At 72.4% G+C, this 24,407-nt stretch carries 19 protein-coding genes and 1 pseudogene; 11 read left to right on the top strand and 9 right to left on the bottom strand.

Annotated elements, in window-relative coordinates; all coding sequences use genetic code 11:
- Window positions 1-293: 293 nt before the first annotated feature.
- Window positions 294-1,160, bottom strand: a complete 867-nt coding sequence (locus tag ABZ261_RS25670; RefSeq protein ID WP_356863011.1) for a response regulator transcription factor — start codon at window positions 1,158-1,160, stop codon at window positions 294-296.
- 948 nt (window positions 1,161-2,108) lie between these two features.
- Here ABZ261_RS25670 and ABZ261_RS25665 point away from each other — a divergent pair.
- Window positions 2,109-3,635 (top strand): RICIN domain-containing protein, encoded by a 1,527-nt coding sequence (locus tag ABZ261_RS25665; RefSeq protein WP_356863009.1) that lies wholly within the window; start codon window positions 2,109-2,111, stop codon window positions 3,633-3,635.
- A 52-nt stretch (window positions 3,636-3,687) separates the two neighbouring features.
- Here ABZ261_RS25665 and ABZ261_RS25660 read toward each other — a convergent pair whose 3' ends face one another.
- On the bottom strand, window positions 3,688-4,224 hold the full coding sequence (locus ABZ261_RS25660; protein ID WP_356863062.1) for a hypothetical protein: 537 nt from the start codon (window positions 4,222-4,224) through the stop codon (window positions 3,688-3,690).
- Between the two features lie 43 nt (window positions 4,225-4,267).
- The gene (locus ABZ261_RS25655; protein WP_356863007.1) at window positions 4,268-5,359 is read right to left on the bottom strand and encodes a hypothetical protein; all 1,092 of its coding nucleotides are present in this window, start codon (window positions 5,357-5,359) and stop codon (window positions 4,268-4,270) included.
- Window positions 5,360-5,664: 305 nt separating this feature from the next.
- Between ABZ261_RS25655 and ABZ261_RS25650 the strand changes: the two genes are divergently transcribed.
- The 3 genes from ABZ261_RS25650 (at window position 5,665) to ABZ261_RS25640 (ending at window position 9,598) form a co-directional block, all read left to right on the top strand.
- On the top strand, window positions 5,665-6,384 hold the full coding sequence (locus tag ABZ261_RS25650; protein ID WP_356863005.1) for a hypothetical protein: 720 nt from the start codon (window positions 5,665-5,667) through the stop codon (window positions 6,382-6,384).
- Between the two features lie 67 nt (window positions 6,385-6,451).
- Window positions 6,452-8,284, top strand: coding sequence for an FG-GAP-like repeat-containing protein (locus ABZ261_RS25645; protein WP_356863003.1), 1,833 nt, complete (start codon window positions 6,452-6,454; stop codon window positions 8,282-8,284).
- A gap of 357 nt (window positions 8,285-8,641) precedes the next feature.
- On the top strand, window positions 8,642-9,598 hold the full coding sequence (locus tag ABZ261_RS25640; RefSeq protein WP_356863001.1) for a LysR family transcriptional regulator: 957 nt from the start codon (window positions 8,642-8,644) through the stop codon (window positions 9,596-9,598).
- Here the strand turns inward: ABZ261_RS25640 and ABZ261_RS25635 are convergent.
- The 6 genes and pseudogenes from ABZ261_RS25635 to ABZ261_RS25610 form a co-directional block, all read right to left on the bottom strand.
- Window positions 9,547-10,293 carry an SDR family oxidoreductase gene (locus tag ABZ261_RS25635; protein ID WP_356862999.1) on the bottom strand — a complete coding sequence of 249 codons (747 nt, stop codon included), beginning with the start codon at window positions 10,291-10,293 and terminating at the stop codon, window positions 9,547-9,549. The genes ABZ261_RS25640 and ABZ261_RS25635 overlap by 52 nt on opposite strands.
- A gap of 52 nt (window positions 10,294-10,345) precedes the next feature.
- Complete coding sequence (locus ABZ261_RS25630; protein WP_356862997.1) at window positions 10,346-11,122, bottom strand: oxidoreductase; 777 nt, start codon at window positions 11,120-11,122, stop codon at window positions 10,346-10,348.
- A gap of 174 nt (window positions 11,123-11,296) precedes the next feature.
- On the bottom strand, window positions 11,297-11,668 hold the full coding sequence (locus tag ABZ261_RS25625) for a MazG-like family protein (RefSeq protein WP_356863060.1): 372 nt from the start codon (window positions 11,666-11,668) through the stop codon (window positions 11,297-11,299).
- Between the two features lie 96 nt (window positions 11,669-11,764).
- Window positions 11,765-12,172: pseudogene (locus ABZ261_RS25620) on the bottom strand (GNAT family N-acetyltransferase); the annotation flags it as partial.
- Window positions 12,169-13,413 carry an NUDIX domain-containing protein gene (locus ABZ261_RS25615; RefSeq protein WP_356862995.1) on the bottom strand — a complete coding sequence of 415 codons (1,245 nt, stop codon included), beginning with the start codon at window positions 13,411-13,413 and terminating at the stop codon, window positions 12,169-12,171. The pseudogene ABZ261_RS25620 and the gene ABZ261_RS25615, both read right to left, overlap by 4 nt.
- Entirely contained in the window at window positions 13,404-13,838 is a 435-nt protein-coding gene (locus tag ABZ261_RS25610) for a class I SAM-dependent methyltransferase (protein WP_356862993.1), read from the bottom strand. The genes ABZ261_RS25615 and ABZ261_RS25610 overlap by 10 nt, the downstream gene beginning before the upstream one ends.
- A 563-nt stretch (window positions 13,839-14,401) precedes the next feature.
- On the opposite strand from ABZ261_RS25610, the gene ABZ261_RS25605 reads away from it, so the two are divergent.
- The 7 genes from ABZ261_RS25605 to ABZ261_RS25575 all read left to right on the top strand — a co-directional run bounded on the left by ABZ261_RS25605 (window position 14,402) and on the right by ABZ261_RS25575 (window position 24,403).
- A complete protein-coding gene (locus tag ABZ261_RS25605) occupies window positions 14,402-15,583 on the top strand; it encodes an ROK family transcriptional regulator (RefSeq protein ID WP_356863058.1) in 1,182 nt (393 codons plus the stop codon).
- A gap of 155 nt (window positions 15,584-15,738) precedes the next feature.
- Window positions 15,739-17,259, top strand: coding sequence for a sugar ABC transporter ATP-binding protein (locus ABZ261_RS25600; RefSeq protein ID WP_356862991.1), 1,521 nt, complete (start codon window positions 15,739-15,741; stop codon window positions 17,257-17,259).
- A complete protein-coding gene (locus tag ABZ261_RS25595; RefSeq protein ID WP_356862989.1) occupies window positions 17,256-18,275 on the top strand; it encodes an ABC transporter permease in 1,020 nt (339 codons plus the stop codon). Before ABZ261_RS25600 ends, ABZ261_RS25595 begins: the two co-directional genes overlap by 4 nt.
- A gap of 17 nt (window positions 18,276-18,292) precedes the next feature.
- The gene (locus tag ABZ261_RS25590; RefSeq protein WP_356862987.1) at window positions 18,293-19,330 is read left to right on the top strand and encodes a substrate-binding domain-containing protein; all 1,038 of its coding nucleotides are present in this window, start codon (window positions 18,293-18,295) and stop codon (window positions 19,328-19,330) included.
- Window positions 19,331-19,436: 106 nt separating this feature from the next.
- Window positions 19,437-20,711, top strand: coding sequence for a Gfo/Idh/MocA family oxidoreductase (locus tag ABZ261_RS25585; protein ID WP_356862985.1), 1,275 nt, complete (start codon window positions 19,437-19,439; stop codon window positions 20,709-20,711).
- Between the two features lies 1 nt (window position 20,712).
- The gene (locus tag ABZ261_RS25580; protein ID WP_356862983.1) at window positions 20,713-21,717 is read left to right on the top strand and encodes a sugar phosphate isomerase/epimerase family protein; all 1,005 of its coding nucleotides are present in this window, start codon (window positions 20,713-20,715) and stop codon (window positions 21,715-21,717) included.
- Between the two features lie 190 nt (window positions 21,718-21,907).
- The gene (locus ABZ261_RS25575; RefSeq protein WP_356862981.1) at window positions 21,908-24,403 is read left to right on the top strand and encodes a PQQ-dependent sugar dehydrogenase; all 2,496 of its coding nucleotides are present in this window, start codon (window positions 21,908-21,910) and stop codon (window positions 24,401-24,403) included.
- Window positions 24,404-24,407 lie beyond the last annotated feature (4 nt).

Here is a 24,407-nt window from a genome sequence, read left to right as displayed (position 1 = left end):
GGCGCCGCCCACGGGACGACGGCGGAACTGCTCGCCTGCGAGACCGGCTTCGCCCCGCCCGAGGACGGTCCCGGCGCGGTCGCCGAGGCGCTGGCCCGCTGTGTGACCGACGCCCTGACGGCCGGCGGCGCCGCGCCGGAGGAGGTGGAGGTCGTGTCGGCCGGCGCCACCGCACTGCGGGGCTGGCCGGCGGTCGAGGCGCGGGGCCGCGGCCGTGCCCTGGACGGCTGCCGCCCCGTCGTGCTGCGGGCGCAGGACGTGCTGGGCGAGACCCACAGCGCGGGCGCGGCCCTTCAGCTGGCCGCTCTCCTCGGATTCTGGGAGCAGGAGGCGGCGCCCGGACGGGCCCGCTGGGGTCTGGTGACGTCGGTCGGCGCGGACGGCTCGGTGGCGGCGGCGCTGCTGCGGCGGCCGCCGACGGTCACCTGAGCGACGGATCCCGGCCCGGCCGGCCGTACCGCCGCGGCGACGACCGTGGCCGTACGGCCGGCCCCCGTCGCGGGCAGCGGCGGCCGGTCCGGGATCAGGGACGCCGCCACCGCCTTGTTGACGGCGTCGACCCGGGAGACGGCACCGAGCTTGCGGTACACGTTGTGCAGGTGCCGTTTGACCGTGCCCTCGGTGACGCCGAGGACCGCCGCTATCTGACGGTTGCTCATCGCCGAGGCCACGCAGCCGAGTATCTCGCGCTCCCGTAACGAGAAGTCGGCCGCCGGCCGGGACGGAGGCGGCGACGAGGCGAGGCAGGGGCCGTCCGCAGGGGTCGGCGGCACCGCGGCGGATCGGCCGGCGCAGGCGGCGTCGATGGCGCGCAGCAGCTCGCCGCGGCCGACTCTCTTGTGCAGGCACGCGCCGGCCCCGGCCGCGAGCAGTTCCCCGGTCTCACGTGCGCTGCTGCGGGCGGACAGCACCAGTACCTGAGTGGCGGGCGCGGCCCGCCGGATCCTCCGTACCGTCTCGCCGCCCCGCCGGCCGGCCATGCGCAGGTCGAGCAGGACGAGGTCGGGCCGCAGCGCGCGCACGACCCGGACCACCTCGGTGCAGGAGGCCGCGTGCCCGACGACAGCGATCCCCGCCTGAGCGCCCAGCAGTTCGCTGAGTGCGTCACGGACCAGGCTGTGGTCGTCCGCTATGACGATCCGTATCGATGGCGATGTCATGCAAGAGCCCCTGATGATCGCGGTCTGACGTCTCAAGAGGGGCGGACGTCCACGCGGCAGCCGTGTTCCGGCCGCCCACCCCCCGCACATGGCCGCTCATCGCTCCCCCGCTCCGTTGTCTCCCGGGACGGACCGCCGCCGCGCGGGCCGGGGCCCGCGTCCCCGGCTCCCGACGACGTGGCTGACACCGTTGTCAGCTCCTCGTGACGCCGGTCCGGGGCGGTCGTCGGACCCGAGCCGGGCGGACGGGCGTCGCGTGTGCGTGGAGGAACGTGAGGGTGCAGTGCTGTCCCGCCGGTCGTGACGGCCCGACGCCCGCTCCGCGCCGGACGGTCGGCGCTCGGGCAGACACGCATGAGGCTCCTCGAAGTGCAGGCAACCTGGTACCGGGACCGACCCTCATGACAGGACTTTCGGACGGTAGCAAACCGGCCGCCCAGCCTGTCAACCTCTGCCTGCACGAGGTGACATGGCCCACCCCGGCCCCCCGCCCCGCCGCCGCGCGGGCCGGCGCGTGCGGTCCGGGCCGTCCGACGGCGCCGGCGCACCTGTTCCGCCCACCTCCAGACACCCGGCACGGTCCCCCGAACGCTGTGCCGTCCACCTGCGCCGTGCCCCTCGGGTCGTGGCCGCCCGGCGCCGGCGCGCATCTCGTCGACCTCCTCGGGCCACGGGCGCGCAGCCGTGAGCTCCCCGTGCCGCAGGTTCACCCCCCAAGGTGGTGTGAGCCTCCCGTGCGGGTGACGGAAGTCCGCGGGCGGAGCCGGCTGAGACCGCGGTTGGTGGACTCGAAACGGCGAGGTCGGTCGTCACCCGCACGGTGATGCCGAGAGAACGTGCCGGCCCGCCCGTGAAGACGCGTCGGTGCCGCACGCGGGTGCGGGTGCGCGGGATGACGGCAGCGGCTCTCGCGCCTGATGAGAACGATCGGTGACTGAAGGGATGACGATGAGCACTGCTCAGGAGGCCGCCACAGGTGGCGAGAACTCCGCGCCTGCGATCCGCACCGTTGCGGGGTCAGGCAGCGCCGGGTTCTCAGGGGACAACGGCCCGGCCGTGTCGGCTCAGCTGAACCGTCCGTACGGGATGGCGGTGGACAGCACCGGCACCGTCTACTTCTGCGACTACTACAACCACCGGGTCCGGAAGATCACGACGGACGGGAGGATCAGCACGGTCGCGGGGACCGGCAGCGCGGGGTTCAGCGGGGACAACGGCCCCGCGGCGGCGGCTCAGTTGAACTGGCCGCGGGAAGTGACGGTGGACAGCGCGGACGCCGTCTACATCGCCGATGCCGGCAACCACCGGATCCGCAGGATCACGCCCGACGGGAAGATCAGCACGGTCGCCGGCACGGGCGCCGCGGGGTTCAGCGGTGACGGTGGTCCTGCCACCGCCGCCCGGTTGAACGGCCCGTTCGGAGTGGCGGTCGACAGTACCGGCACCCTCTACTTCTCCGAATACCACAACCACCGGGTCCGGAAGGTCACGCCCGACGGGAAGATCAGCACGGTCGCGGGGAACGGGACCGGGGCGTTCAAGGGAGACGGCGGCCCCGCGGCGTCGGCCCAGCTGAACGGCCCGCACGCGGTGGCGGTCGACAGCGCCGGCGACCTCTACATCGCCGACTACGGCAACCACCGGGTCCGGAAGGTCGCCGGGGACGGGACGATCAGCACGGTCGCCGGCACGGGCGCCGCGGGCTTCGGGGGTGACGGCGGCCCGGCGGGCTCGGCCAAGCTCAGCGGCCCGACAGGGGTGGCGGTGGACAGCGCCGGCACCGTCTACATCGCCGACTACGGCAACCACCGGGTCCGCAAAGTCGCGGCCGACGGGACGATCGGCACGGTCGCCGGCACGGGCGCCGCGGGCTTCGGCGGAGACGGCGGCCCGGCCGCTTCGGCCCAGCTGAACAATCCGATCGCGGTCGCCGTGGACTGTGTCGACAGCCTCTACATCGCCGACTTCGTCAACAGCCGGGTCCGGAGGATCGCGTCGGCGAAGCTGGCCGGGCTGCCCGAGTCGGGCACGGTGGTCTACTGGGCCAACGTCCGCAGCCGGCTGCGGATGGCGGTCGCGCGTGAGTCCACCAGGGACGGGGCCGAGATCCATCAGGTGCTCGCCGCCCCGAGGGACCATCAGCGGTGGCGGCTGGTCGCTGCCGGCCAGCACGACGGAGACGTCCTGTACCGGATCGAGAACGTGCGCAGCGGCAAGGTCCTGGAGGTCCTCGGAGCGCAGCGGACGACCGGCGCGGTGCTCGCGCAGCGCGCCTACGGGGGCGCCGACGCACACCACCAGCACTGGCGGCTGATCCCCGTGGGCTCCGCGAACGGCGCCCCGCGGGCGTACGAGATCGCCAACCGCAACAGCGGTCTGCTGCTGCGCGTGGACACCAACGCTCCCACGGCGATCAAGCAGGACGGGGCGGAGGACAACCACCAGGGCCGGCAGTGGCAGCTGGTTCCCGTGTGACGCACGGAGGGGTCGGGGGCGGTCTCGCCCCCGACCCCTCGAGGTGCGTGCGCTACCGGGAACCGGACGGGTCCTCGGGCGCCGACCCGAGTGTCTCGGGTGTCCTGGGGGGCTCCGGGTCCTCGGCGGTCGGCTTGGTCGCCGAGGGAGGCTCCGGGGCCTTGGGCGGCGTGGTGAAATCGCTCTTCCTCGGCCTGTTCTGCAGATCCTCGTCCTTCTGCAGGCCGCTGTGCTCTGTCACCGTCGCACTCGACTCCTGCATGCCGGCCGCAGCCGCCTGCGACACCGAGCCGGGATTCCGGGCGTACTCGGCCTGCACGCCGGCGGACGCCTGGGTGGTCTGGATGAAGGAGCCGAGGAAGCCCAGGATGGCCCGCGCTTCGGGCGACTGCTCCTGCACGACCTTCGCGCGGGAGGAGGCCCCGTGGATGGCGGTGCTGAACAGGCTGGTGCTGGTGTCGTCGTACGTGTCGTCGTCGGCGTCCTCGAAGTCGACGTCCGCACCGGGCTGCGGTTTGTCGCCGTCGGTGGTCACGGAGAAGAGCCCCGCGGTCCTGCCTGCGGAGCTGAAGATGTTGTCGAACACCATGGTCGTCATCCCTGGTCGTCGTGGGGGCGGGGCCGGCCGCCGGTCAAGGCTGCTTGTACAGGGCTCGCGGACTGTAGGTCAGCGGCTCGACGTCGAACATCGTGTGGTCGACCTCCAGGGCGGAGACGACCTCGGCCAGTCCCTTCATGCGGAAGCCGCCGCCGGCCAGGTCGATGTCGCCGATGTCGCGGGCGACCACGCGGTCGTCGGCGGGGCTTCCCGGCTGCGGGGGAGACAACACCTTCACCGGCACGTCGTACCTCACCGCGATCAGTCCGGAGAACGTCACCGGGATCTCGTAGACGTAATGCCTGCGGGTACGCCGCTGCGTCACGATGGTCTGCACGCGCGAGCCGGCCGGGACCTGACCGGAGATCTGCGACTTCGATGCCCAGCTCGTGGTCAGGGAGCCGCCGACGGAGGCCGAGACACCCAGCAGCAGCGAGGCGTTGAGCGCCGCGGTGCCGGTGGCGCTGCCCGTGGTCGTGAATCCGACGGAGTTGGTCACCGTGTTGGTCGCGGAGTTCCCCGACGAGTTCGTCGTGGCCGTCTCCGTGGCGTTGGCATTGTCCACCCCGACGCTGTCCTTGCTGTTCTTGTTCGTCACGGTGGTCGCGTTCTTGTTCGTCATGTCGTTGCGCAACTGCGTCCCGAGCTGCGACTGGAGGTCCAGCCGGAGCTGGTTCTGCAGCTGCAGCTGGAGCGCGGCGCTGACACTGCCGCCGAAGGTGAGTTTGGCCTCCCCGTGCAGCGACCACGTGACCCCGTTCGACACGGTGAAGTCGACCGAGTCGGTGAAGGTCATCGGGGACTGGCTGCGGTTGACGTAAGTGCGCGAGGAGAACGTCTCGGGCGGCGGCTGGCCGATGTCGCCCCGCTCCTCGATCAGCGGCTCCCCGAGATTCATGTAGGCGAGCCAGCCCAGCTGGAACGCCGTCCCCGGGAAGGCGCCGAAGCTCGACTTGTTCACGGAGAACCCGACGGGCTTGTGCTTCACGCCGCTGCTGTCGACGTAGATCAGATTGGGGTGGTTCAGGATGGACTGCCAGGTCTGCTCGATGTCGAGTTCCCGCAGGTTCTTCTTCGTCAGCGGCTGGCGCTTGGCCCGTTCCAAAAGATACGCGGTGGAAGGCATTCCCCGTCCTCGACTGATGCTCGTAGAACCATGCTGGATGAATTGGAAAAAGCGATCTGACGCGATCCGGAGATCGAAGCTAGCATGGGCCGCATTTCCCGTGAAGGCGTATTCCGGGATCACGCTCAATCGAGTGATTGCGGTTCGCTCACTGCTCAAGTCGCCGCTTTCCAAGGTACTTTCGGAAGCTGTCGACCGCTCGGTCGGTGCCCTTTGAAGTCTTCCGGTCTTCTCCGGTCCGACAGGCCGCGGCGCCGAGGGGTCGGCGCATTCTTGTCCGTGTCCGGAACAGGTGAGGTTTCCGCATGTACACCCAAGAACGCACGACGATGACGAATCTGGTGGTGGGCGGCCCGGTCGCCGTGAACAGCCACGACAACGCGATCGTGGCAGCGCTGGTCGAGAACCGGCCGGTCATGCTGGTGCACGCGTTCAACGGCGGCTACCTGCGGCCCGTCGAACTGCAGGAGGCGAGCCATGACAAGGGCGTCAAACTGGCCACCGCGCTCGATCCGGCCACCAAGGAGGCCAAGGGCCACCTCTGGTACATCACCCCGGCGGGCTTCTTCGGGCAGCGGCCGCTGTACGTCATCGAGAGCGCGGCCGGCCAGGTGACGCCCAAACCCGCCGCCGGGGGCCAGGCCGACGCCGGCCGCGGCGACGACGGGACGCCGAAGCCGCAGCGCAGGCGCATCACCGTCCACCAGGAGGCCCCCAAGAGCACGGCCGACACCGTCCAGGTCGGCCTGCCCGACAAGGTCGGCGAAAAGTGGCGCGGGAAGAACGGCGCGCCCGAGGACACCCAGCTCTGGGTCGTCACGGTGACGCCGTGGGGCGGGATCACGTTCGTCCCGATCACCCACCCCGACGCCATCCTCGGGTTCAAGGACCACGCCGTGACGGCCGACAGCGAGGTGCGCGTCACCTACAACTGGGGCGGCGACTTCACGGGGACGGTCATCAACACGTTCTACCCGCGGCTGCCCAACGAGTGGGACGTGCCCTACCACCACGTCTTCACGTGAACGCCGGCCACCGCCGCACCGCACCCGTCCCCGGCCCACGTCCGCACCGCTTGGAAGAGGCAGCCCGATGCCCGTGCCCACGGAAGAACTGAAACTGGAGATCGTCAACGCCGCCACCGGGAAGACCCTCGGCGCCCGGGCCGCGCCGGGCGCGGACGGGGCACTCGTCGTCGGCGACTTCCCCGACGGCGGCCCGAGCCCGGAGCGGTGGCAGCTCACGCCCGTGGGGGCCGCGCAGGACCAGCAGGCGTACGTGATCCGCAACGCGGTCAGCGGCAAGGTGCTCGACAACCCCGCCGCCGCGGACCGCGGCGTCCGCCAGTGGGACGCCACCGCCGGCAGGAAGAACCAGCAGTGGCACATCGTCCCCGTCGGGGGCGAAGCCGGCCTCTACTTCATCGAGGCCGTGACCGACGGCGCCGTGCTCGACCTCCTCGGCCCCGGCCCGGACGACACCCGGGTCGTCCTGCGCGAGTACGACGAGAACGCGGCGAGCCAGCGCTGGCGGTTCGTGACGGCCGAGCCCGAGCGCACCAGCGACCCGGCGCTGCGCTGGGCGCCCCTGAGCCACTGGAACGGCCGCCGGTCCTGGCGGCTGGCCCGCTCGGGCGCGCTGCGGCCGGCGCCCGGCGCCACACCCTCCTTCAGCGACATGCTGCTGGTCCTCAGGCGCTTCGGAAGCGACCAGGACGCCGGCGGATGGCAGAGCGACGGGGCCGGTCCTGCTCCCAGCGGTCGTCCCACCTGGTGGGCCGGGCCCGGGGCGCGGTTCCTCGCCGACACCACGGGAACCGGGCGGGCGGACGTCGTCGGGCTCAGACCCGCGAAGGGAGCCGTGACGTCGGCCGGCAGGGGCGACGGCACGTTCGACGACGAGGAACGCGTCCTGCACCCACCCGCGCCCTCCGCGAGTCCCGCGGACCTGTGGACCCTGGCGGACACGACGGGCGACGGCCGGCCCGATGCCGTGGTGCTCGCCGCCGATGGGGTCCGGGTGTCCGTTCAGGACGAGAGCGGGACGTTCACGCCTGCCGGCGGCAAGCTGGTCCTCAGGGCGTTCGGGCACAGCCAGCAGGCCGGTGGCTGGCTCGCCGACAAGCACCCCCGCTTCCTCGTCGACACCACCGGCGACGGCAGGGCCGACATCGTCGGCTGCCACGACGACGGCGTCTGGATCTCGCGCCAGGACCAGGACGGCACGTACGCACCGCTTCCCGGCGAACCGGCGCTCCGGGCGTTCGGCCACAGCGAGAAGGCGGGCGGCTGGCTCGCCGGCAGGCATCCCCGGTTCCTCGTCGACACGACCGGCGACGGCAGGGCCGACATCGTCGGCTGCCACGACGACGGCGTCTGGATCTCGCTGCAGGACGAGGACGGCGTCTTCGCCGACCCCCTGTACGTCCTCGACGACTTCGGGACCGACCAGGGGTGGAGCACGGTCGAGGAACACCCCCGCTTCCTGGTGGCGACCACCGGAGGCGGACCGGTGGACATCGTCGGATTCGGCCCGCAGGGCGTCGCCGTCTCACGCGGACGCGGCGACGGCACGTTCGAGCCCGCCAGGCTCGTCCTGAACGACTTCGGGCACGCCCAGGGATGGACGGGCAGGAAGCACCTCCGCTTCCTCGCCGACGTCACCGGCGACGGCAACCCGGACATCGTCGGGTTCGGCGACCGAGGCGTCTGGGTGGCGCACGGCCGCGGCGACGGCACCTTCGAACAGGCCCAGCTGGTGTGCCGCGGCTTCGGCTACGACGACGCCGCCGGCGCATGGCGGGTCAACCGCCACCCGCGCTTCCTCGCCGACATCACCGGTGACGGACGCCTCGACATCGTCGGCTTCGGCGGCCCGGGCGTGTACGTGGCCCGGAACCTCTTCCGCCGCTTCAGGACCCGGTAGCAGGACCCGGTAGCGAGACCCCCGAGCAGCACGACGACGGCACGGACCCCGGTCGGCAACGGGCCATGCCCCGTGTCGCGCCGCGCGAGGCCCGTGCCGCGCGGCATGGATGAGTCGTGGTTCCGCTCCCGGCTGGGCGGACGCGGGCCTGCGTGGTGGCGGCCCTGGCGGGGACCGCTTCCTCACCGGTACAGGACCCGGGAATACGGTCGGGCCGTGATCGCGTTGCTCTGTGCCGCGGCGGGCCGTCGTCGGCGGCTCGTCGCCGGCGATCAGGGTCTGGGCACGTCCCGGGACTCGACGCACCCCGCCGTGGGATGTGGAGCAGGGCAGAGGGCAGAGGGGAGACATGAGGCGATGACGCTGCGCCAGTTCGAGTACGTCCTGGCTGTCGCCGAGGCGGGCTCGGTGACGGCGGCGGCGGAGCTGCTGCATGTCGCCCAGCCGTCGGTGTCGCAGCAGATCCGCAGTCTGGAGCGGGAACTCGGCGTGACGCTGTTCGCCCGCACGCCGACCGGGCTGGTGCCCACCGCGGTCGGTCGCGCGTTCGTGCGGGACGCGGAGGTCGCGGTGAGGGCGGCGCGGCGGGCGAAGGCGACGGCGCGTGCCGGTGCCGAGGAGCTGGAGGGCGAGCTGGTGGTCGCGGCGCAGATGGGACTGGGGACGCGGCAGTTGCCGGGCGCGCTGAGCGCGTTGCGCCGCCGTTTCCCGCGACTGGAGATCACCGTGTTCGAGGAGGCGGACCCCGCCGAGCTGGAGCGGCTGGCGCGCCGCGGTGTGGTGGACGTCGGCCTGGTGGGCGGGCCGTGCAAGGAAGAGTTGTACGAGGGCCACCACCTCGGCGACGAGGAGTTCGTCGTGGTGCTGAGTCCCGAGCACGCGCAGCTCGCCGCGGACCGGGTCGAGCTGCGCGATCTTGCGCGGGAGCCGTGGATCAGGTTCGACCACGGCAGCGCGCTCGACGGCGTGCTGCGGGACGTGCTGCGGGACAACGAACTGGCCCCGACGACGGTCGCCCGCGTCTCCCAGACGGCGACGGCGGTGCGCTGGGCCGCTCACGGGCTGGGGGTGACCCTCGTTCCGACGTCCGCGGTGCCTCCCGGGTTCGAGCACCTCACGCGTCCTGTCTTTCCGGCGGTCTCCATGCCCACCGTCGCCGCGATCCGGCCCGGCGCGGGTCCGGCGGAGATGGCCCTGCTCGAGTTCCTGCGTCAGCAGACCTGGTACTCGACCGGCTTCTCCGACGACGGATCAGGCCCCGCTCACAACTGGGTGATGCCTCCGTCCACCACGAGTTCGGCGCCCGTGGTGTAAGTGGCCTCGAAGGCCAGGAACGCCACCGCCCTGGCGACTTCCTCCGGGGTCCCGAAACGCCGCATGGGGCTCGCCGCGATCCGCTCCGCCTTGAACCGGTCGGCGGCCTCTTTCGGCATCGTCTTCTCCAGGATTCCCGTGTCGACGGGACCGGGGCTGATCGCGTTGACACGGATCCCGCGCGGAAGGAGCTCGCGGGAGAAGCTGCGGGCCATCGAGCGCAGCGCTGCCTTGCCGGCCGCGTAGACGCTGGTCTCCGGTATGCCCATGACGTTCGCGACCGAGGTGGTGAGGACGACGCCGGCGCCCGTGCTCAGCAGCGGAGCGAGCTTCTGCACGGTGAAGAAGGCGCCCTTGACGTTGATCGCGAACGATTCGTCGTACATCTCCTCGGTCGTCGACGCGAAGGGCATGGCGCTGGTGATGCCGGCGTTGACGAACAGGGCATGCACCGTGCCGAGCGCGTCGCGTACGTGGGCGGCCAGAGCGTCCAGGTCGGGCAGCGAGGAGACGTCGCTCCGGACGGCCAGCACGTTCTCGCCGAGGCGCTCCGCGGCATGGTCCAGCGTGGTCCGGGAACGGCCGGTGATCACCACGCGTGCTCCGGCGTCCGCCAGCAGCTTCGCGGTCGCGAAACCTATGCCGCTGCTGCCGCCCGTGATCACCACGTTCTTGCCGCTGTAGTTCTCGTTCATTTCCGGGATCCTCACTTCTTCGTACGCGGTCCTGCCTTTTCTGCCGCCGCCGTCACCCCACCGCCACCGGGAATTCGCCGCCGTCCACGGTCAGGTTCCTTCCGGTCAGCCAGCTCGCCCGGTCCGATACGAGGAACAGCACCGCGTCGGCGATGTCGTCGGGCCGGCCGTCCCGTCCCAGCGGAGGGACGGTGTCGTGCTGGCCGGGCCCCTCGACCAGGTTCGCCCACTGCTCCCGCGTCGTCTCGCCGCCGGGGGTGGCGGTCCTGCCGGGAGAGACCGTGTTGACTCGTACACCGAACGGAGCCAGTTGCAGAGCCAGTCCCCGGCTGTAGTTCTGCAGCGCCGCCTTCGCCGCCGTGTAGTGGAGGAACGGCGGCGCCGAGGTCGGAACGGCGGCCGTGGAGATGTGCACGACCGCGCCCGACCGCCGTTCACGCATCCCCGGAGTCAGCAGCGCATCCAGGCGCACCGACGCCAGGTAGTTCAGGTCCAGCTGGTCCTGCCACTCCTCGTCGGGGATGGCCCAGACGTCTGGGAACGGTCGCGCTCCGCCCGCGTTGTTGATCAGGATGTCCACCCCGCCGAGAGTCTCCTGCGCGGCCGCGGCGATCGCCTCCGCTCCGGCCCGGGTCCGCACATCGGCCGCCACGAACGCGGCGCCCTCCGGCACCGTGCTCGTCCTCGACCTGGCGGTCGTGAGCACCTCGGCGCCCGCCTCCATGAGCCGGCGCACGACGGCCGCGCCGATTCCGCGCGAACCGCCCGTGACCACGGCTCGCTTCCCCGCGAGTTCTCGCATTCCTGATTCGTGCCGGGTCGTGGTCATGCCGCTGTCCTTTCCACGGTGTATCGGTGCGCTCGGCCGAATAAGAGCGACGCGAACAGGGCGGCACTTTCGCAGAAACCGCGGGCGCTTCTTTCCTCGGCGAGCTGTTTCACCGTAGGTCCGCGGTGGATCGTGAGGCAAAGACGGAAAACGAGCAGGCGCTATAGGGGTTGCCTATAGGAAATCGGGCGACGGCCGGTCCTGCGACACGGGTCGGTGAAGCGCCTCCTCGGTGGAGTCCTGCCCGCAGAGGAACCTCTCGGCTTTGCGGGCCAGGAGGCCGATGAGGTGTTCGCGTGCGTCGGGTCGCATCCGTGCCAGGGCGACCATGCCGGTGATGACGACGTCGGCCACCTCGTCCTGCACGTCCTCCCACGTGTGGCTGTGCCCTTTGCGCGGATTGGAGCCCCGGGCGCCGATGACGGCCTGCGCGGCCTCGCCCACCTCCTCGGTGAGCTTGAGCACTTGCAGGGTCCACTGCTCCCCCGGACGGAGCCCGTTCCCGGTGTCGTGGCCGCTGAACGTGTCGGCCAGACGCCGGATCACGTGCCATTCACCGGTGGCGGCGGCGCGCGTGTGTACGCCGCGGGGTCGCGGGGGCAGTGTGGTTCTGCGCATGAGCGCCGGGTCGCTGACGAAGCCGAGTGCCTCGTACAGGGGCCTGGACTCGTCACTGGCGTGCGCTTCGACGTGGGTGACGCCTTCCTGCGTCAGGTCGTCGAGGAGTGCGGTGAGGGCGGCCCTGGCGTGGCCACGGCGCCGGTGTTCGGGTCGGGTGGCCACCGCCTGGATGCGCGCGGCCGGCCCCCGGGGGTGCCACGGGGCCGGGAGCACGGGGCCGACCAGGGCCAGGGCGCACGTGGCGAGTCCACCGCCGGGTGCGTCGACGACGTAGGCCCGGGCATCGCCGCCGGGCTGGAGGTGTCCGGCCAGCTGGTCCCGGCCCAGGGCCGGCCAGGTCGGGTCGAGCGGCTGGGAGAGGAGCAGATCCGATCGCAGGCGGGCGATGCCGTCGGCGTCGGCGGGCGTGGCACGGCGTGGAGGGGTCATGGATCGGTCCTGGCGGGCGGCGCGGTCCGGTCGGGGCTGCCGGCGTGGGGGAGGGCGGTCTCCGGGTCGGCGACGGGGGTGAAGTGGGCGGGTGCGTGGTCGATCGGCAGGTCGGTGCGCCACGTGGTGAGGATCTGGGCGCTGCATTCGAACAGGTCCGGAGGCAGGGCGTCCAGCGGCCACCAGCGCCAGTCGCCGACGCTCTCGCCGGGCTGGTCGGCCGGCTCGCCCCGCCAGCGGACGACGAGCGCGCCGAAGGTGACGCGGACGACGTCGCCGACCCGGTCGAGAAGCATGCCGAGGAGGCGGACGTCGGCGGGGTCGGCGTACAGACCTGTCTCTTCGGCGAGTTCGCGCACGACCGTCTCCTGCAAGGACTCGCCCGGCTCCACCGTGCCTCCGGGCAGTTCTCGGGTGCCCAGCCGGTGCCGGCCCAGCAGGAGCCCCCGGGGGCCGAGCAGCACGGCGCCGACGCCGACGGCAGCGTGGGCGGCAGGCGGTCTCGCGGTGCGGGGACGGGCGGTGATCCGGGCCGGCCGCTCGGCCCGGAACAGCCGGTAGGAGGCGTGATTGTGCTCCTCCGGCGCGTCGAGGACGGTGATGTCCCGCACACGGAACCCGTACTGCGCGAGCAGGTCTGCCCACACCTCGGGGGTGAGCACCCACATGTGGACGGTGAGATCGTCGCCGCCGGCCAGGCGCAGGACCTCCGGGCGCGGCGTGACGGCCGACGCCGGACCGTCGCCGGCGGAGTTGGTGTGCAGCACGGTGAAGCACAGCCGTCCGCCCGGCTTCAGGGCGGGCGCCAGGGCGGGCAGGAGCCGGTGCGGGTCGAGGAAGTGGAAGGCGCTGAGTGAGTACACCACGTCGTACGGCGTCGCCGTGACCAGGTGGTCGACGGCGTCGGCGTGGATCAGCCGCAGGCCCGGCACACCGCGGTGGCGGGCGCGGGCCCGCTCGATCTGGCCGAGGGAGGCGTCGACGGCGTCCACGTGCGCGCCGTGGGTGCGGGCCAGGTGGGCGGCGTGCCGGGCGGGGCCGCAGCCGATGTCCAGGACGCGCAGGCCGCCGAGGCCCCCGAGAAGGTCGTCCCCCGGCCCGTCCGCCGCGGGTCCCCAGGTGATCCGGTCCACTTCCGGCAGGGGGGTGCCCCGCCGTAGGTGGTGTTCTCCGTACGCCTCCCAGGCGAGGCGGGTCTGCCGTTCGATGTCCAACGTCGTGGCTCCGATGTTCAGGGGCACAGTGCGTAGCAGCGCAGCACGTCGATGTCCGCGGTGCGTACGACGGACCAGCCCGCGGTGAGGATCTCGGCCTCCGCGGGGCTGACACCGAGGTGCCGGCGGGGGTCCCCGGCCTCGCGGCGGCCGGCGATCTCGGAGACGACCCAGACCGCGGAAGCCGGCAGTGCGCTCAGGTCGTCGGCGGCGAAGTCCATCAGCTGCCGGGGCGCGCAGTCGACGCCGGTGGTGCGGTGGCCGAGCCGGTGGAGGTGGTAGGCCGGGGCGCCGTCGCCGGTGCCGATGTCGAGAGCCGGGCGTCCGCGGCCGGGTCCGATGTGTGCGGCGAGCAACGCGGCCTCGGTGTCGCCGACTTCCCGGTACCGGCGTCCGCCGGCCCAGAGCGGCTCCCAGTAGTCGGCGGTGGCTGTGGTGTCGGTCGTCGTCATCCGGCTCCTGTCATGGACGGGCGGGACCCCGGCTCTTCGGGTGGCCGGGTCCGCCGGCCGGGCCGGGTGTCCGGACATCGTGCGGTGGTGCCGGCCGAAGTCACCGGGACTCCTCCTGACGGTCGTGGGGCTGCTCCTGCGGCTCAACGAGTCGGCCGGGGACTTCGAACACATGTGTTTCGGACGTGTCGGCAGCCCTGGGATCGCGCGCACAGGAGCCTGCGAGTGCAGCGGCCCTTGCGGTGCCTGGGCCGGGGGACGGAGCGAGGGTGGCCGAAACGCCGAGCGTGCCGGGCGGAGCGCCTACTGCGGGATGCGGCAGCGGGACGCACGTCGCCTATGGGCAGCGGTCCGCCCCCGCGGCCGGTGCCGGCCGCCCCGGCTGCCGTCCGTCGACTCGCCGCCCCGTGTCGCCAGGGGGGTGACGACTTCCTTTGTCCTCTGGATGGAGAAAGTCGGCGGCAATCCGTGCAGAACTTCTTTCCACCTTCGGCGGCTGCTGGTACGTTCCCCTCGAAAGCCAAGGGCAGTGGCCGATGGGGCGGGAGGGGTCCGTGAGACGCATGACCGCACGGCCCGCGAACGCTCACCAGGCCAGGCTCCTGCGGCTGCTGCGGGACAAGGGCCCCGCCTCCCGTGCTCAGCTCGGCGATCAGGTCGACCTCTCCCGGTCCAAACTGGCCGTGGAGGTGGACCGGCTGCTGAAGACGGGCGTGGTCGTGGCCGACGGACTCGCCGCCTCGCGCGGCGGTCGCCGCTCCCACAACATCCGGCTCGCCCCCGACCTGCGCTTCCTCGGTGTCGACATCGGCGCGACCTCGGTCGACGTGGCCGTCACCAACGCGGAGCTGGAAGTGCTGGGGCACATCAACCAGGCGTTGGACGTACGCGAGGGCCCGGTCGCGGTCTTCGAGCAAGTCCTCACGATGGCGGCCAAGTTGCGCGCCTCCGGGCTCGCGGAGGGCTTCGACGGCGCAGGCGTCGGCGTTCCGGGGCCGGTGCGCTTCCCGGAGGGCGTGCCGGTCGCGCCGCCGATCATGCCGGGCTGGGACGGCTTCCCCGTGCGGGAGGCGCTCAGCCAGGAACTGGGCTGCCCCGTGATGGTCGACAACGACGTGAACCTCATGGCGCTGGGGGAGCAGCACGCGGGCCTGGCGCGTTCCGTGGGCGACTTCCTCTACGTCAAGATCGGCACCGGCATCGGTTGCGGCATCGTCGTCGGCGGCGAGGTCTACCGCGGGACGACGGGCAGCGCCGGGGACATCGGGCACATCCAGGCCGTGCCCGACGGACATCCGTGCGCCTGCGGCAACCGGGGCTGCCTGGAGGCCCACTTCAGCGGGGCGGCGCTCGCCCGCGACGTGCTGGAGGCGGCCCGGCAGGGGCGGTCGGCCGAACTCGCGGCCAGGCTGGAGGCGAACGGTTCCCTGAGCGCCGCGGACGTAGCCGCCGCGGCCGCCGCGGGCGACGCCACCTCGCTCGACCTGATCCGCGAGGGCGGCGACCGCGTCGGCCAGGTCATCGCCGCGCTCGTCAGCTTCTTCAATCCGGGCCTGGTGGTGATCGGCGGTGGGGTGACCGGGCTCGGCCACACCCTGCTCGCCGCGATCCGCACCCAGGTCTACCGCCAGTCGCTGCCGCTGGCGACCGGCAACCTGCCCATCGTGCTGGGGGAGTTGGGCCCCACCGCCGGAGTCATCGGCGCGGCCCGGCTCATCAGCGACCACCTGTTCTCACCCGCTTAGCGACACCCGCCGGCGGTGCCCGCGGCCGTTGAGCCGCACCGCCCTCCTGTACAGCGCGTCAGCGTGACCCTGCTCCTGCTCTGCCTGAGAACGCCTGCCTCCGCAGGCCGACCGAGCCCTGCAACCGGCCCGCACGCCCGCCAGGGGGAATCGCCATGGCACCAGAACCACCGCTGCTCAGGATGTCCGGCATCACCAAGTCGTTCCCCGGCGTCCGCGCCCTCGACGGCGTCGACCTGGACGTCCAGGCCGGCGAAGTGCACTGCCTGCTGGGCCAGAACGGCGCCGGCAAGTCCACGCTCATCAAGGTCCTCGCCGGCGTCCACCAGCCGGACGACGGCCGTCTCGACTGGCGCGGGGAGCCGGTCGTCCTCCGCTCGCCCGTCGCCGCCATGCGCCTCGGCATCGCCACGATCTACCAGGAACTCGACCTGGTGGAACACCTGTCGGTCGCCGAGAACGTGTACCTGGGGCACGAACCCACCGCCGCCGGCTTCGTCGTGCGCGGCAGGGCGGCGAAGGCCTCGACCGCCGCCCTGCTCGCGCGACTCGGGCATCCGGAGATCGATCCCGGCCGCGCGGTCGGCGAACTGCCCGCGGCACAGCAGCAGATCGTGTCCATGGCGCGGGCCCTCTCCCACGACGTGCGCCTCATCGTCATGGACGAACCGTCCGCCGCCCTCGACCCGGACGAGGTCGACAACCTCTTCCGCATCGTCGGCGACCTCACCGCGGACGGCGTCGCCGTCGTCTACATCTCGCACCGCCTGGAGGAGATCCGGCGGATCGGCGACCGCGTCACCGTCCTGAAGGACGGCCGGGCCGCCGCCGTCGGACTGCCCGCGAAGACCACCCCGACCCGCGAGATCGTCGCGTTGATGACCGGGCGCGACGTCGCCTACGTCTTCCCGGACCGGCCGGACACCCGCGTGACCTCCGGCGAGCCCCTGCTCGAGGTCCGCGGCCTCGCCCGCACGGGTGAGTTCGAACCGCTCGATCTCACCGTGCACCCCGGCGAGATCGTGGGGCTGGCCGGGCTCGTCGGCTCCGGACGCTCCGAGATCCTGGAGACGATCTACGGCGCCCGCCGGCCCAGCGCGGGCCACGTCAGCGTGGACGGCCGCGCGCTGCGACCGGGAAGCGTGCGCGCCGCCGTCCGGGCCGGTCTCGGCCTCGCCCCCGAGGAACGCAAGGCGCAGGCGCTGCTCATGCTGGAGTCCGTCACCCGCAACGTGTCGGTGTCCTCCCTGTCCCGCTTCGCGCGCGCCGGCTGGCTCGACCGGGGCGCCGAGCGCGCCGCCGCGCGGGCCGTGACCCGCGAGCTGTCCCTGCGCCCGGACGACCCGTCCGTCCCCGTGCGCACCCTCTCCGGCGGCAACCAGCAGAAAGCGGTCCTGGCCCGCTGGCTGCTGCGCGGCTGCCGGGTGCTGCTGCTCGACGAACCGACCCGCGGGGTCGACGTCGGGGCCCGCGCCGAGCTGTACGCGGTCATCCGCCGCCTCGCCGACGAGGGCCTCGGTGTCCTGCTGGTCTCCAGCGAGGTGCCCGAGGTGCTCGGCCTCGCCGACCGCGTCCTGGTGCTCCGCGAGGGCCGCGTCGTGCACACCGCTCCCGCCCGGGAGCTCGACGAACACCGCGTACTCGACCTCGTCATGGAAGGAAGCCCGGCGTCATGACGCAGCCCGTCTCCCCGCCCCGGGGCAGCGCCGAAACGGCGGCACCGGTGAGCGAACCGCCCGCCTGGCGCACCCTCGCCGCCCGCACGGACGTGCGCACCCTCTCGCTCCTCGGCGTGCTCCTCGCCCTCATCGCCGTCGGCGGCCTCACCAGGCCGGACGAGTTCCTGGACACCCGCAACCTGCAACTCGTCCTGACCCAGGCCTCCGTCGTCGGGGTCGTCACCGTCGGCATGACCTTCGTCATCACCTCCGGCGGCATCGACCTGTCGGTCGGCGCGATCGTCGCCCTCGCCTCGGTGTGGGCGACGACGGTCGCCACGCAGGAATACGGTCTCGCCGGGATCCTGTTCACCGCGGTCGTCGTCGGCGTGGGCTGCGGCCTGGTCAACGGGCTGCTCGTGGCGTACGGCGCGATGGTCCCGTTCATCGCGACCCTGGCCATGCTGGCCTCGGCGCGCGGACTGGCCCTGCAGATCACGGACGGCCGGACGCAGATCGTCACCGTCGACGCGGTCCTCCGGCTCGGTGAACGCGACGCCTACGTGCTGGGCGTCCCGCCGCTGGTGCTGGTCTTCGCGTTCGTGACCGTCGTCGGCTGGCTCGTCCTCAACCGCACCACCTTCGGCCGGCGCACGATCGCCGTCGGCGGCAACCCCGAGGCCGCCCGGCTCGCGGGCATCGACGTCCGCCGCCAGCGGCTGTACCTGTACCTGCTGTCCGGACTGTGCTGCGGCATCGCGGCCTTCCTGCTGATCGTCCTGTCCGGCTCGGGCCAGAACACCAACGGCAACCTGTACGAACTGGACGCGATCGCCGCCGCGATCATCGGCGGCACCCTGCTCAGCGGCGGCCGGGGCACCGTCACGGGCTCCGTGCTGGGTGTCCTGATCTTCACCACCATCACGAACATCTTCGCTCTGAACAACCTGCAGAGCGACGTCCAGCAGATCGCCAAGGGCGCGATCATCGTCGCCGCCGTGCTGGTCCAGCGCCGGTCGACGAGCACGACCTGAGGAAAGGGTTCACCGCCATGCCAGAGCTCACGAGCCGCAGAGGACTGCTCTTCGGGACCGCCGCCGCGTCGGCCGGTGCTCTCCTCGCCGGATGCACCAGCAACGAGCCGAAGGACGAGAAGCCGGCCGCCGAGGACAAGCCGGCCGACGACAGGCCCGGCAAGCACGTCACCATCGGGTTCGCCGGTCCGCAGGCCGACCACGGCTGGCTCAACGCCATCAACGACAACGCCAGGAGCCGCGCCGCGACGTACCGGGACGTCACGCTGGAGATCACCGAGGGCTCCAACGACACCGCCTCCCAGATCGGGCAGATCGAGACGCTCATCAACAAGAAGGTCGACGTGCTGGTCGTGCTGCCCGCCGACGGCAAGGCGCTCACGCAGGTCGGCCTGAAGGCGATGCGCGCGGGCATCCCCGTGGTCAACCTCGACCGGGTCTTCGACAGCCCGCAGGCGTACCGCTGCTGGATCGGCGGCGACAACTACGGCATGGGCCTCAACGCCGGCCACTACATCGGCGAGAAGCTCAAGGGCAAGAAGAACGCCCGGGTCGTCGAACTGGCCGGACTGGACAACCTGGAACTCACCAAGCAGCGCACCCGGGGCTTCGACGACGCCCTGAAGAACTACCCCGACATCAAGAAGGTGGCCCGGCAGGCCGCCGATTTCACCGTCGAGTCCGGGCAGGCCAAGATGGCCCAGCTGCTGCAGGCGCAGCCCGAGTTCGACGCGCTGTGGAACCACGACGACGATCAGGGCGTGGGCGCGCTGCGCGCCGTCGAGCAGGCCGGACGCGACGACTTCCTGATGGTCGGCGGCGCGGGCGCGCTGTCCGCGTTCCAGGCCATCAAGCGGGGCGACGGCGTCCTGAAGGCCACCGTCCTCTACCCGCCGACCATGGCCGCGTCCGCGATCGACCTCGCCCGCGCCCTCGGCCAGGGCAAGGGCGTCGGCGGGCTCGCCGAGTTCGAGATCCCCACCGCGCTCACGCTCTACTCGGCCGTCGTCGACAAGGACAACGTCGACCGGTACATGTCCACCGGCTTCCGGTGAGGACGCCCGGCACCGCAGGACGCCCGGCACCGCAGGACGCCCGGCGCCACGGGCCCGAGCCGCCGCTCGGCCCCCCACCGCGCCACCACGACGAGGAGGACACCGCATGGGACAGCCGCAGCAGCCCGCCGGGGCCGGGGCGCACGCAGGGGCCCGGACCGGCGCGAGCCCCGGCGACGACACGGGCGACGGTTCCGGCAGGCCGCCGCTCGGCGTGGGCATGGTCGGCTACGCCTTCATGGGGGCCGCGCACTCCCAGGGGTGGCGGACCGTCGGCCACGTCTTCGACCTGCCGCGCCGGCCCGTCCTCGCCGCGATCTGCGGACGCGACGGACAGGCGGTGCGGGCCGCGGCCGAACGGCACGGCTGGGCCGCCGCCGAGACCGACTGGCGGGCCCTGATCGCACGGGACGACGTCGACCTCGTCGACATCTGCACCCCCGGCGACAGCCACGCCGAGATCGCCCTCGCCGCCCTCGCCGCCGGCAAGCACGTCCTGTGCGAGAAGCCCCTCGCCAACTCCGTCGAGGAGGCCGAGGCCATGACCGAGGCGGCCGAAACGGCCCACCGGCGCGGACAGGTGGCCATGGTCGGCTTCAACTACCGCCGGGTACCCGCCACCGCGCTGGCCCGGACCATGGTCGCCGAGGGCCGGCTGGGCGCCCTGCGCCACGTCCGCGTGACCTATCTCCAGGACTGGCTGGTCGACCCCGCCTTCCCGCTGACCTGGCGGCTGCGCAGGGAACGGGCCGGGTCGGGCGCCCTCGGCGACCTCGGCGCGCACATCGTCGACCTCGCCCAGCACCTGACCGGGGAGCGGCTCGCCGGGGTCTCCGCGCTCACCGAGACGTTCGTACGCCGGCGTCCCCTGCCCGGCGCGGCGGCCGACGCACCCGCCGCCCCCGCGGCCGACGGCACCGGAGAGGTCACCGTGGACGACGCCGTGCTGTTCACCGGCCGCTTCCCCTCCGGGGCGCTCGCCTCCTTCGAGGCCACCCGGTACGCCACCGGACGCAAGAACGCCCTGCGCGTCGAACTCAACGGCGAGCGCGGCTCGCTGGCCTTCGACCTGGAGCGCCTCAACGAACTCTCCTACCACGACGCCACCGAGCCGGCCGCGCACGCGGGCTTCCGCCGCATCCTGGTCACCGAGGCCGACCACCCCTACCTCGACGCGTGGTGGCCGCCGGGCCACGGCCTCGGCTACGAGCACACCTTCGTGCACCAGGCCCGCGACCTGGTGCGGGCCGTCGCCGAGGGCCGCCGGCCGGACCCCTCCTTCGCCGACGGGCTGCAGGTGCAGCGCGTCCTCGCGGCAGTGGAGGAGAGCGCCGGGAAGAACTCCGTCTACACCCCCGTAACGGTCGCAGGAGGCCTCTAGCATGCCGCGCGCGTTCACGCTCTTCACCGGTCAGTGGGCCGACCTGCCGCTGGAGGAGGTCTGCCGGCTGGCCCGCGACTTCGGCTACGACGGTCTGGAACTCGCCTGCTGGGGCGACCACTTCGAGGTCGACAAGGCCCTCCGCGACCCCGGCTACCTGGCGTCGCGGCACCGGTTGCTCGACGCCCACGGCCTCAAGTGCTGGGCCGTCTCCAACCACCTGGTGGGCCAGGCGGTCTGCGACGCGATCATCGACGAGCGCCACCGCGCCATCCTGCCCGCCCGCATCTGGGGCGACGGCGAACCCGAGGGCGTACGGCGGCGGGCCGCGGCCGAGATGGCCGACACGGCCCGCGCGGCGGCGGCCTTCGGCGTCGACACGGTCGTCGGCTTCACCGGCTCCGCGATCTGGCACCTGGTCGCCATGTTCCCGCCCGCTCCCGAGTCCATGATCGAGCGCGGCTACGACGACTTCGCGTCGCGCTGGAACCCGATCCTCGACGTCTTCGACGCCGAGGGCGTGCGGTTCGCCCACGAGGTCCACCCGAGCGAGATCGCCTACGACTACTGGACCACGCACCGCGCCCTGGAGGCCGTCGGGCGCCGGCCGGCCTTCGGCCTCAACTTCGACCCGTCGCACTTCGTGTGGCAGGACCTCGACCCCGTCGGCTTCCTGTGGGACTTCCGCGACCGCATCTACCACGTCGACTGCAAGGAGGCCCGCAGACGCCTCGACGGGCGCAACGGCCGCCTCGGCTCGCACCTGCCCTGGGGCGACCCGCGCCGCGGCTGGGACTTCGTCTCCGCCGGCCACGGTGACGTGCCCTGGGAGGACGTCTTCCGGATGCTGCGCTCCATCGGCTACCGAGGTCCCGTCTCCGTCGAGTGGGAGGACGCCGGCATGGACCGGCTCCAGGGCGCCCCGGAGGCCCTGAGCCGCCTCAGGGCCTACGACTTCGAGCCGCCGTCGGCCTCCTTCGACGCGGCGTTCGGCGGCAACGGCTAGCCGGTCCGCCGGCACGGACCGGCGGCGGCCAGGAGACCGCCGCACGGCATCGCCCCGCGCGACCCCACGCTCGCGCGCGGTCCGGCCGTCCGGCGGCCACCGGCACGCGACACCTGTGACGTCCGGGACGACGCGCGCATCCCGGTCCACCCGCACCCGCCAGTACAACCAGCCCCACCTGGAGGCACTTGTGCACGGGAAACACGACACCACCCGCACCGACGGCGCCGCGCACCGCAGACGCCCGGCCTTACGCAAGGCGCTGGCCCTGCTCGGCACAGCCCTGCTCGCCGGCGCGTCCCTCACCCTCGCCGCCCCGCAGGCCGGCGCGGCCGGCACCGGCCGCGAGGCGGCGGCCGCCGAGGACTTCCAGCAGGTGACCCTCGCCAAGGGCGAGCCCGAGGTCGGCGAGCCCATGTCGCTCGCCGTGCTCCCGGACCGCTCGGTCCTGCACACCTCGCGCGACGGAGTGCTCCGCATCACCGACGCCGGGGGCGGCACCCGCATCGCCGGCCGACTCGACGTCTACACGCACGACGAGGAGGGCCTGCAGGGAGTCGGCGTCGATCCCCACTTCGCCGACAACCGCTTCGTCTACCTCTACTACGCGCCGCGGCTCGACACCCCCGAGGGCGACGCCCCCGAGACCGGCACCGCCGCGGACTTCGCGCGCTTCGACGGCGTCAACCGGCTCTCCCGGTTCGTCCTGAAGACGGACGGCACCCTCGACACGGCGAGCGAGAAGAAGATCCTCGACGTGCGGACGTCCCGCGGGATCTGCTGCCACGTCGGCGGTGACATCGACTTCGACGCGGCCGGCAACCTGTACCTGTCGACCGGGGACGACTCCAACCCCTTCCAGTCCGACGGCTTCACCCCCATCGACGAACGCGCCGACCGCAACCCGGCCTTCGACGCCCAGCGCACCTCGGCCAACACCGACGACCTGCGCGGCAAGATCCTGCGGATCAAGGTCGAGGCCGACGGTTCGTACTCGATACCCGACGGCAACCTCTTCGCCCCCGGAACGGACAGGACACGCCCGGAGATCTACGCGATGGGCTTCCGCAACCCGTTCCGCTTCAGCGTGGACAAGGCCACCGGCGTCCTCTACGTCGGCGACTACGGCCCCGACGCGGGCGCGGCCGACCCGGCCCGCGGCCCCGCCGGCCAGGTCGAGTTCGCGCGCGTCACCGCACCCGGCAACTTCGGCTGGCCGTACTGCACCGGCGACAACGACGCCTACCGCGACTTCGACTTCGCCACCAGGACGTCCGGTGAGGCCTTCGACTGCGCCGCCCCGAAGAACACCTCGCCCCACAACACGGGCCTGACCGACCTGCCCCCGGCGCAGCCGGCCTGGATCCCCTACGACGGGCCGTTGGTGCCCGAGTTCGGCGACGGCTCCGAATCCCCGATGGGCGGACCGGTCTACCGCTACGACGCCTCGCTCGACTCGCCCGTCAAGTTCCCGGAGGCGTACGACGGCGACTTCTTCGCCGGCGAGTTCGGCCGCCGCTGGATCAAGCGCATCTCCAGCGACGCCAACGGGACCGTCCAGTCGATCAACCCCGTGCCGTGGAACGGCACCCAGGTGATGGACATGGCGTTCGGCCCCGACGGCGCGCTGTACGTCCTCGACTACGGCACCGGATGGTTCGGCGGCGACGCCAACTCCGCGCTGTACCGCATCGAGAACGCCACCGGCGGCCACTCACCGGTCGCGCAGGCCGCCGCCGACCGGACCTCGGGCCAGGCGCCGCTGAAGGTCCGCTTCTCCTCCGCCGGCACGACCGACGCCGACGGCGACACGCTCACCTACCGGTGGGACTTCGGCGACGGCACCACCTCCACCGAGGCCAACCCCACCCACCGGTACCGCGGCAACGGCACCTACACGGCGACGCTCACCGCCAAGGACGGCACCGGCCGCACCGGAAGCGCCGGCGTGCAGGTCGTCGTCGGCAACACCGCCCCCACCGTCACCCTGCAACTCCCCCAGAACGGGCAGCTGTTCGACTTCGGGGACGCGGTGCCGTTCACGGTGCAGGTCACCGACCCGGAGGACCAAAGCATCGACTGCTCCAAGGTCAAGGTCAGCTTCATCCTCGGCCACGACAGCCACGGACACCCGCTGACCTCGGCCAACGGCTGCTCCGGCACCATCAGGACCAGCGCCGACGGCGGCCACGACGAGGACGCCAACATCTTCGGCGTCTTCGACGCCGAGTACACCGACGGCGGAGGCGGCGGCCAGGCGGCCCTCACCTCGCACGACCAGAACGTCGTCCAGCCACGGCACCGCCAGGCCGAGCACTTCGGCGGCTCCTCGGGCGTCGCGGTGATCACCAAGGCCGCCGCGCACGGCGGCAGGACGGTGGGCGACATCCACGACGGCGACTGGATCTCCTTCACGCCGTACGCCCTCGGCAACGCCCGGAAGATCACGGCGCGCGTCTCCTCGGCCGGCGCGGGCGGCACCCTCGAGATACGCGCCGGTTCGCCGACCGGACGGCTCCTGGGCAAGGCGACCGTCCCGGTGACCGGCGGCTGGGAGACCTTCCAGGACGTCACCGCGGACCTCTCCAGGGCCCCCGCGGGCACCACGACGCTCCACCTGGTCTTCCGCGGCAGCGGCACCCGGGCCCTGTACGACGTGGACGACTTCACCTTCACGACCGGCTGAAAGG

The sequence above is a fragment of the Streptomyces sp. NPDC006193 genome, assembly GCF_040613915.1.
Taxonomy (GTDB): domain Bacteria; phylum Actinomycetota; class Actinomycetes; order Streptomycetales; family Streptomycetaceae; genus Streptomyces.
Note: the sequence above shows the minus strand (reverse complement) of the source record. Positions and strands in the feature narration are given on the sequence as shown.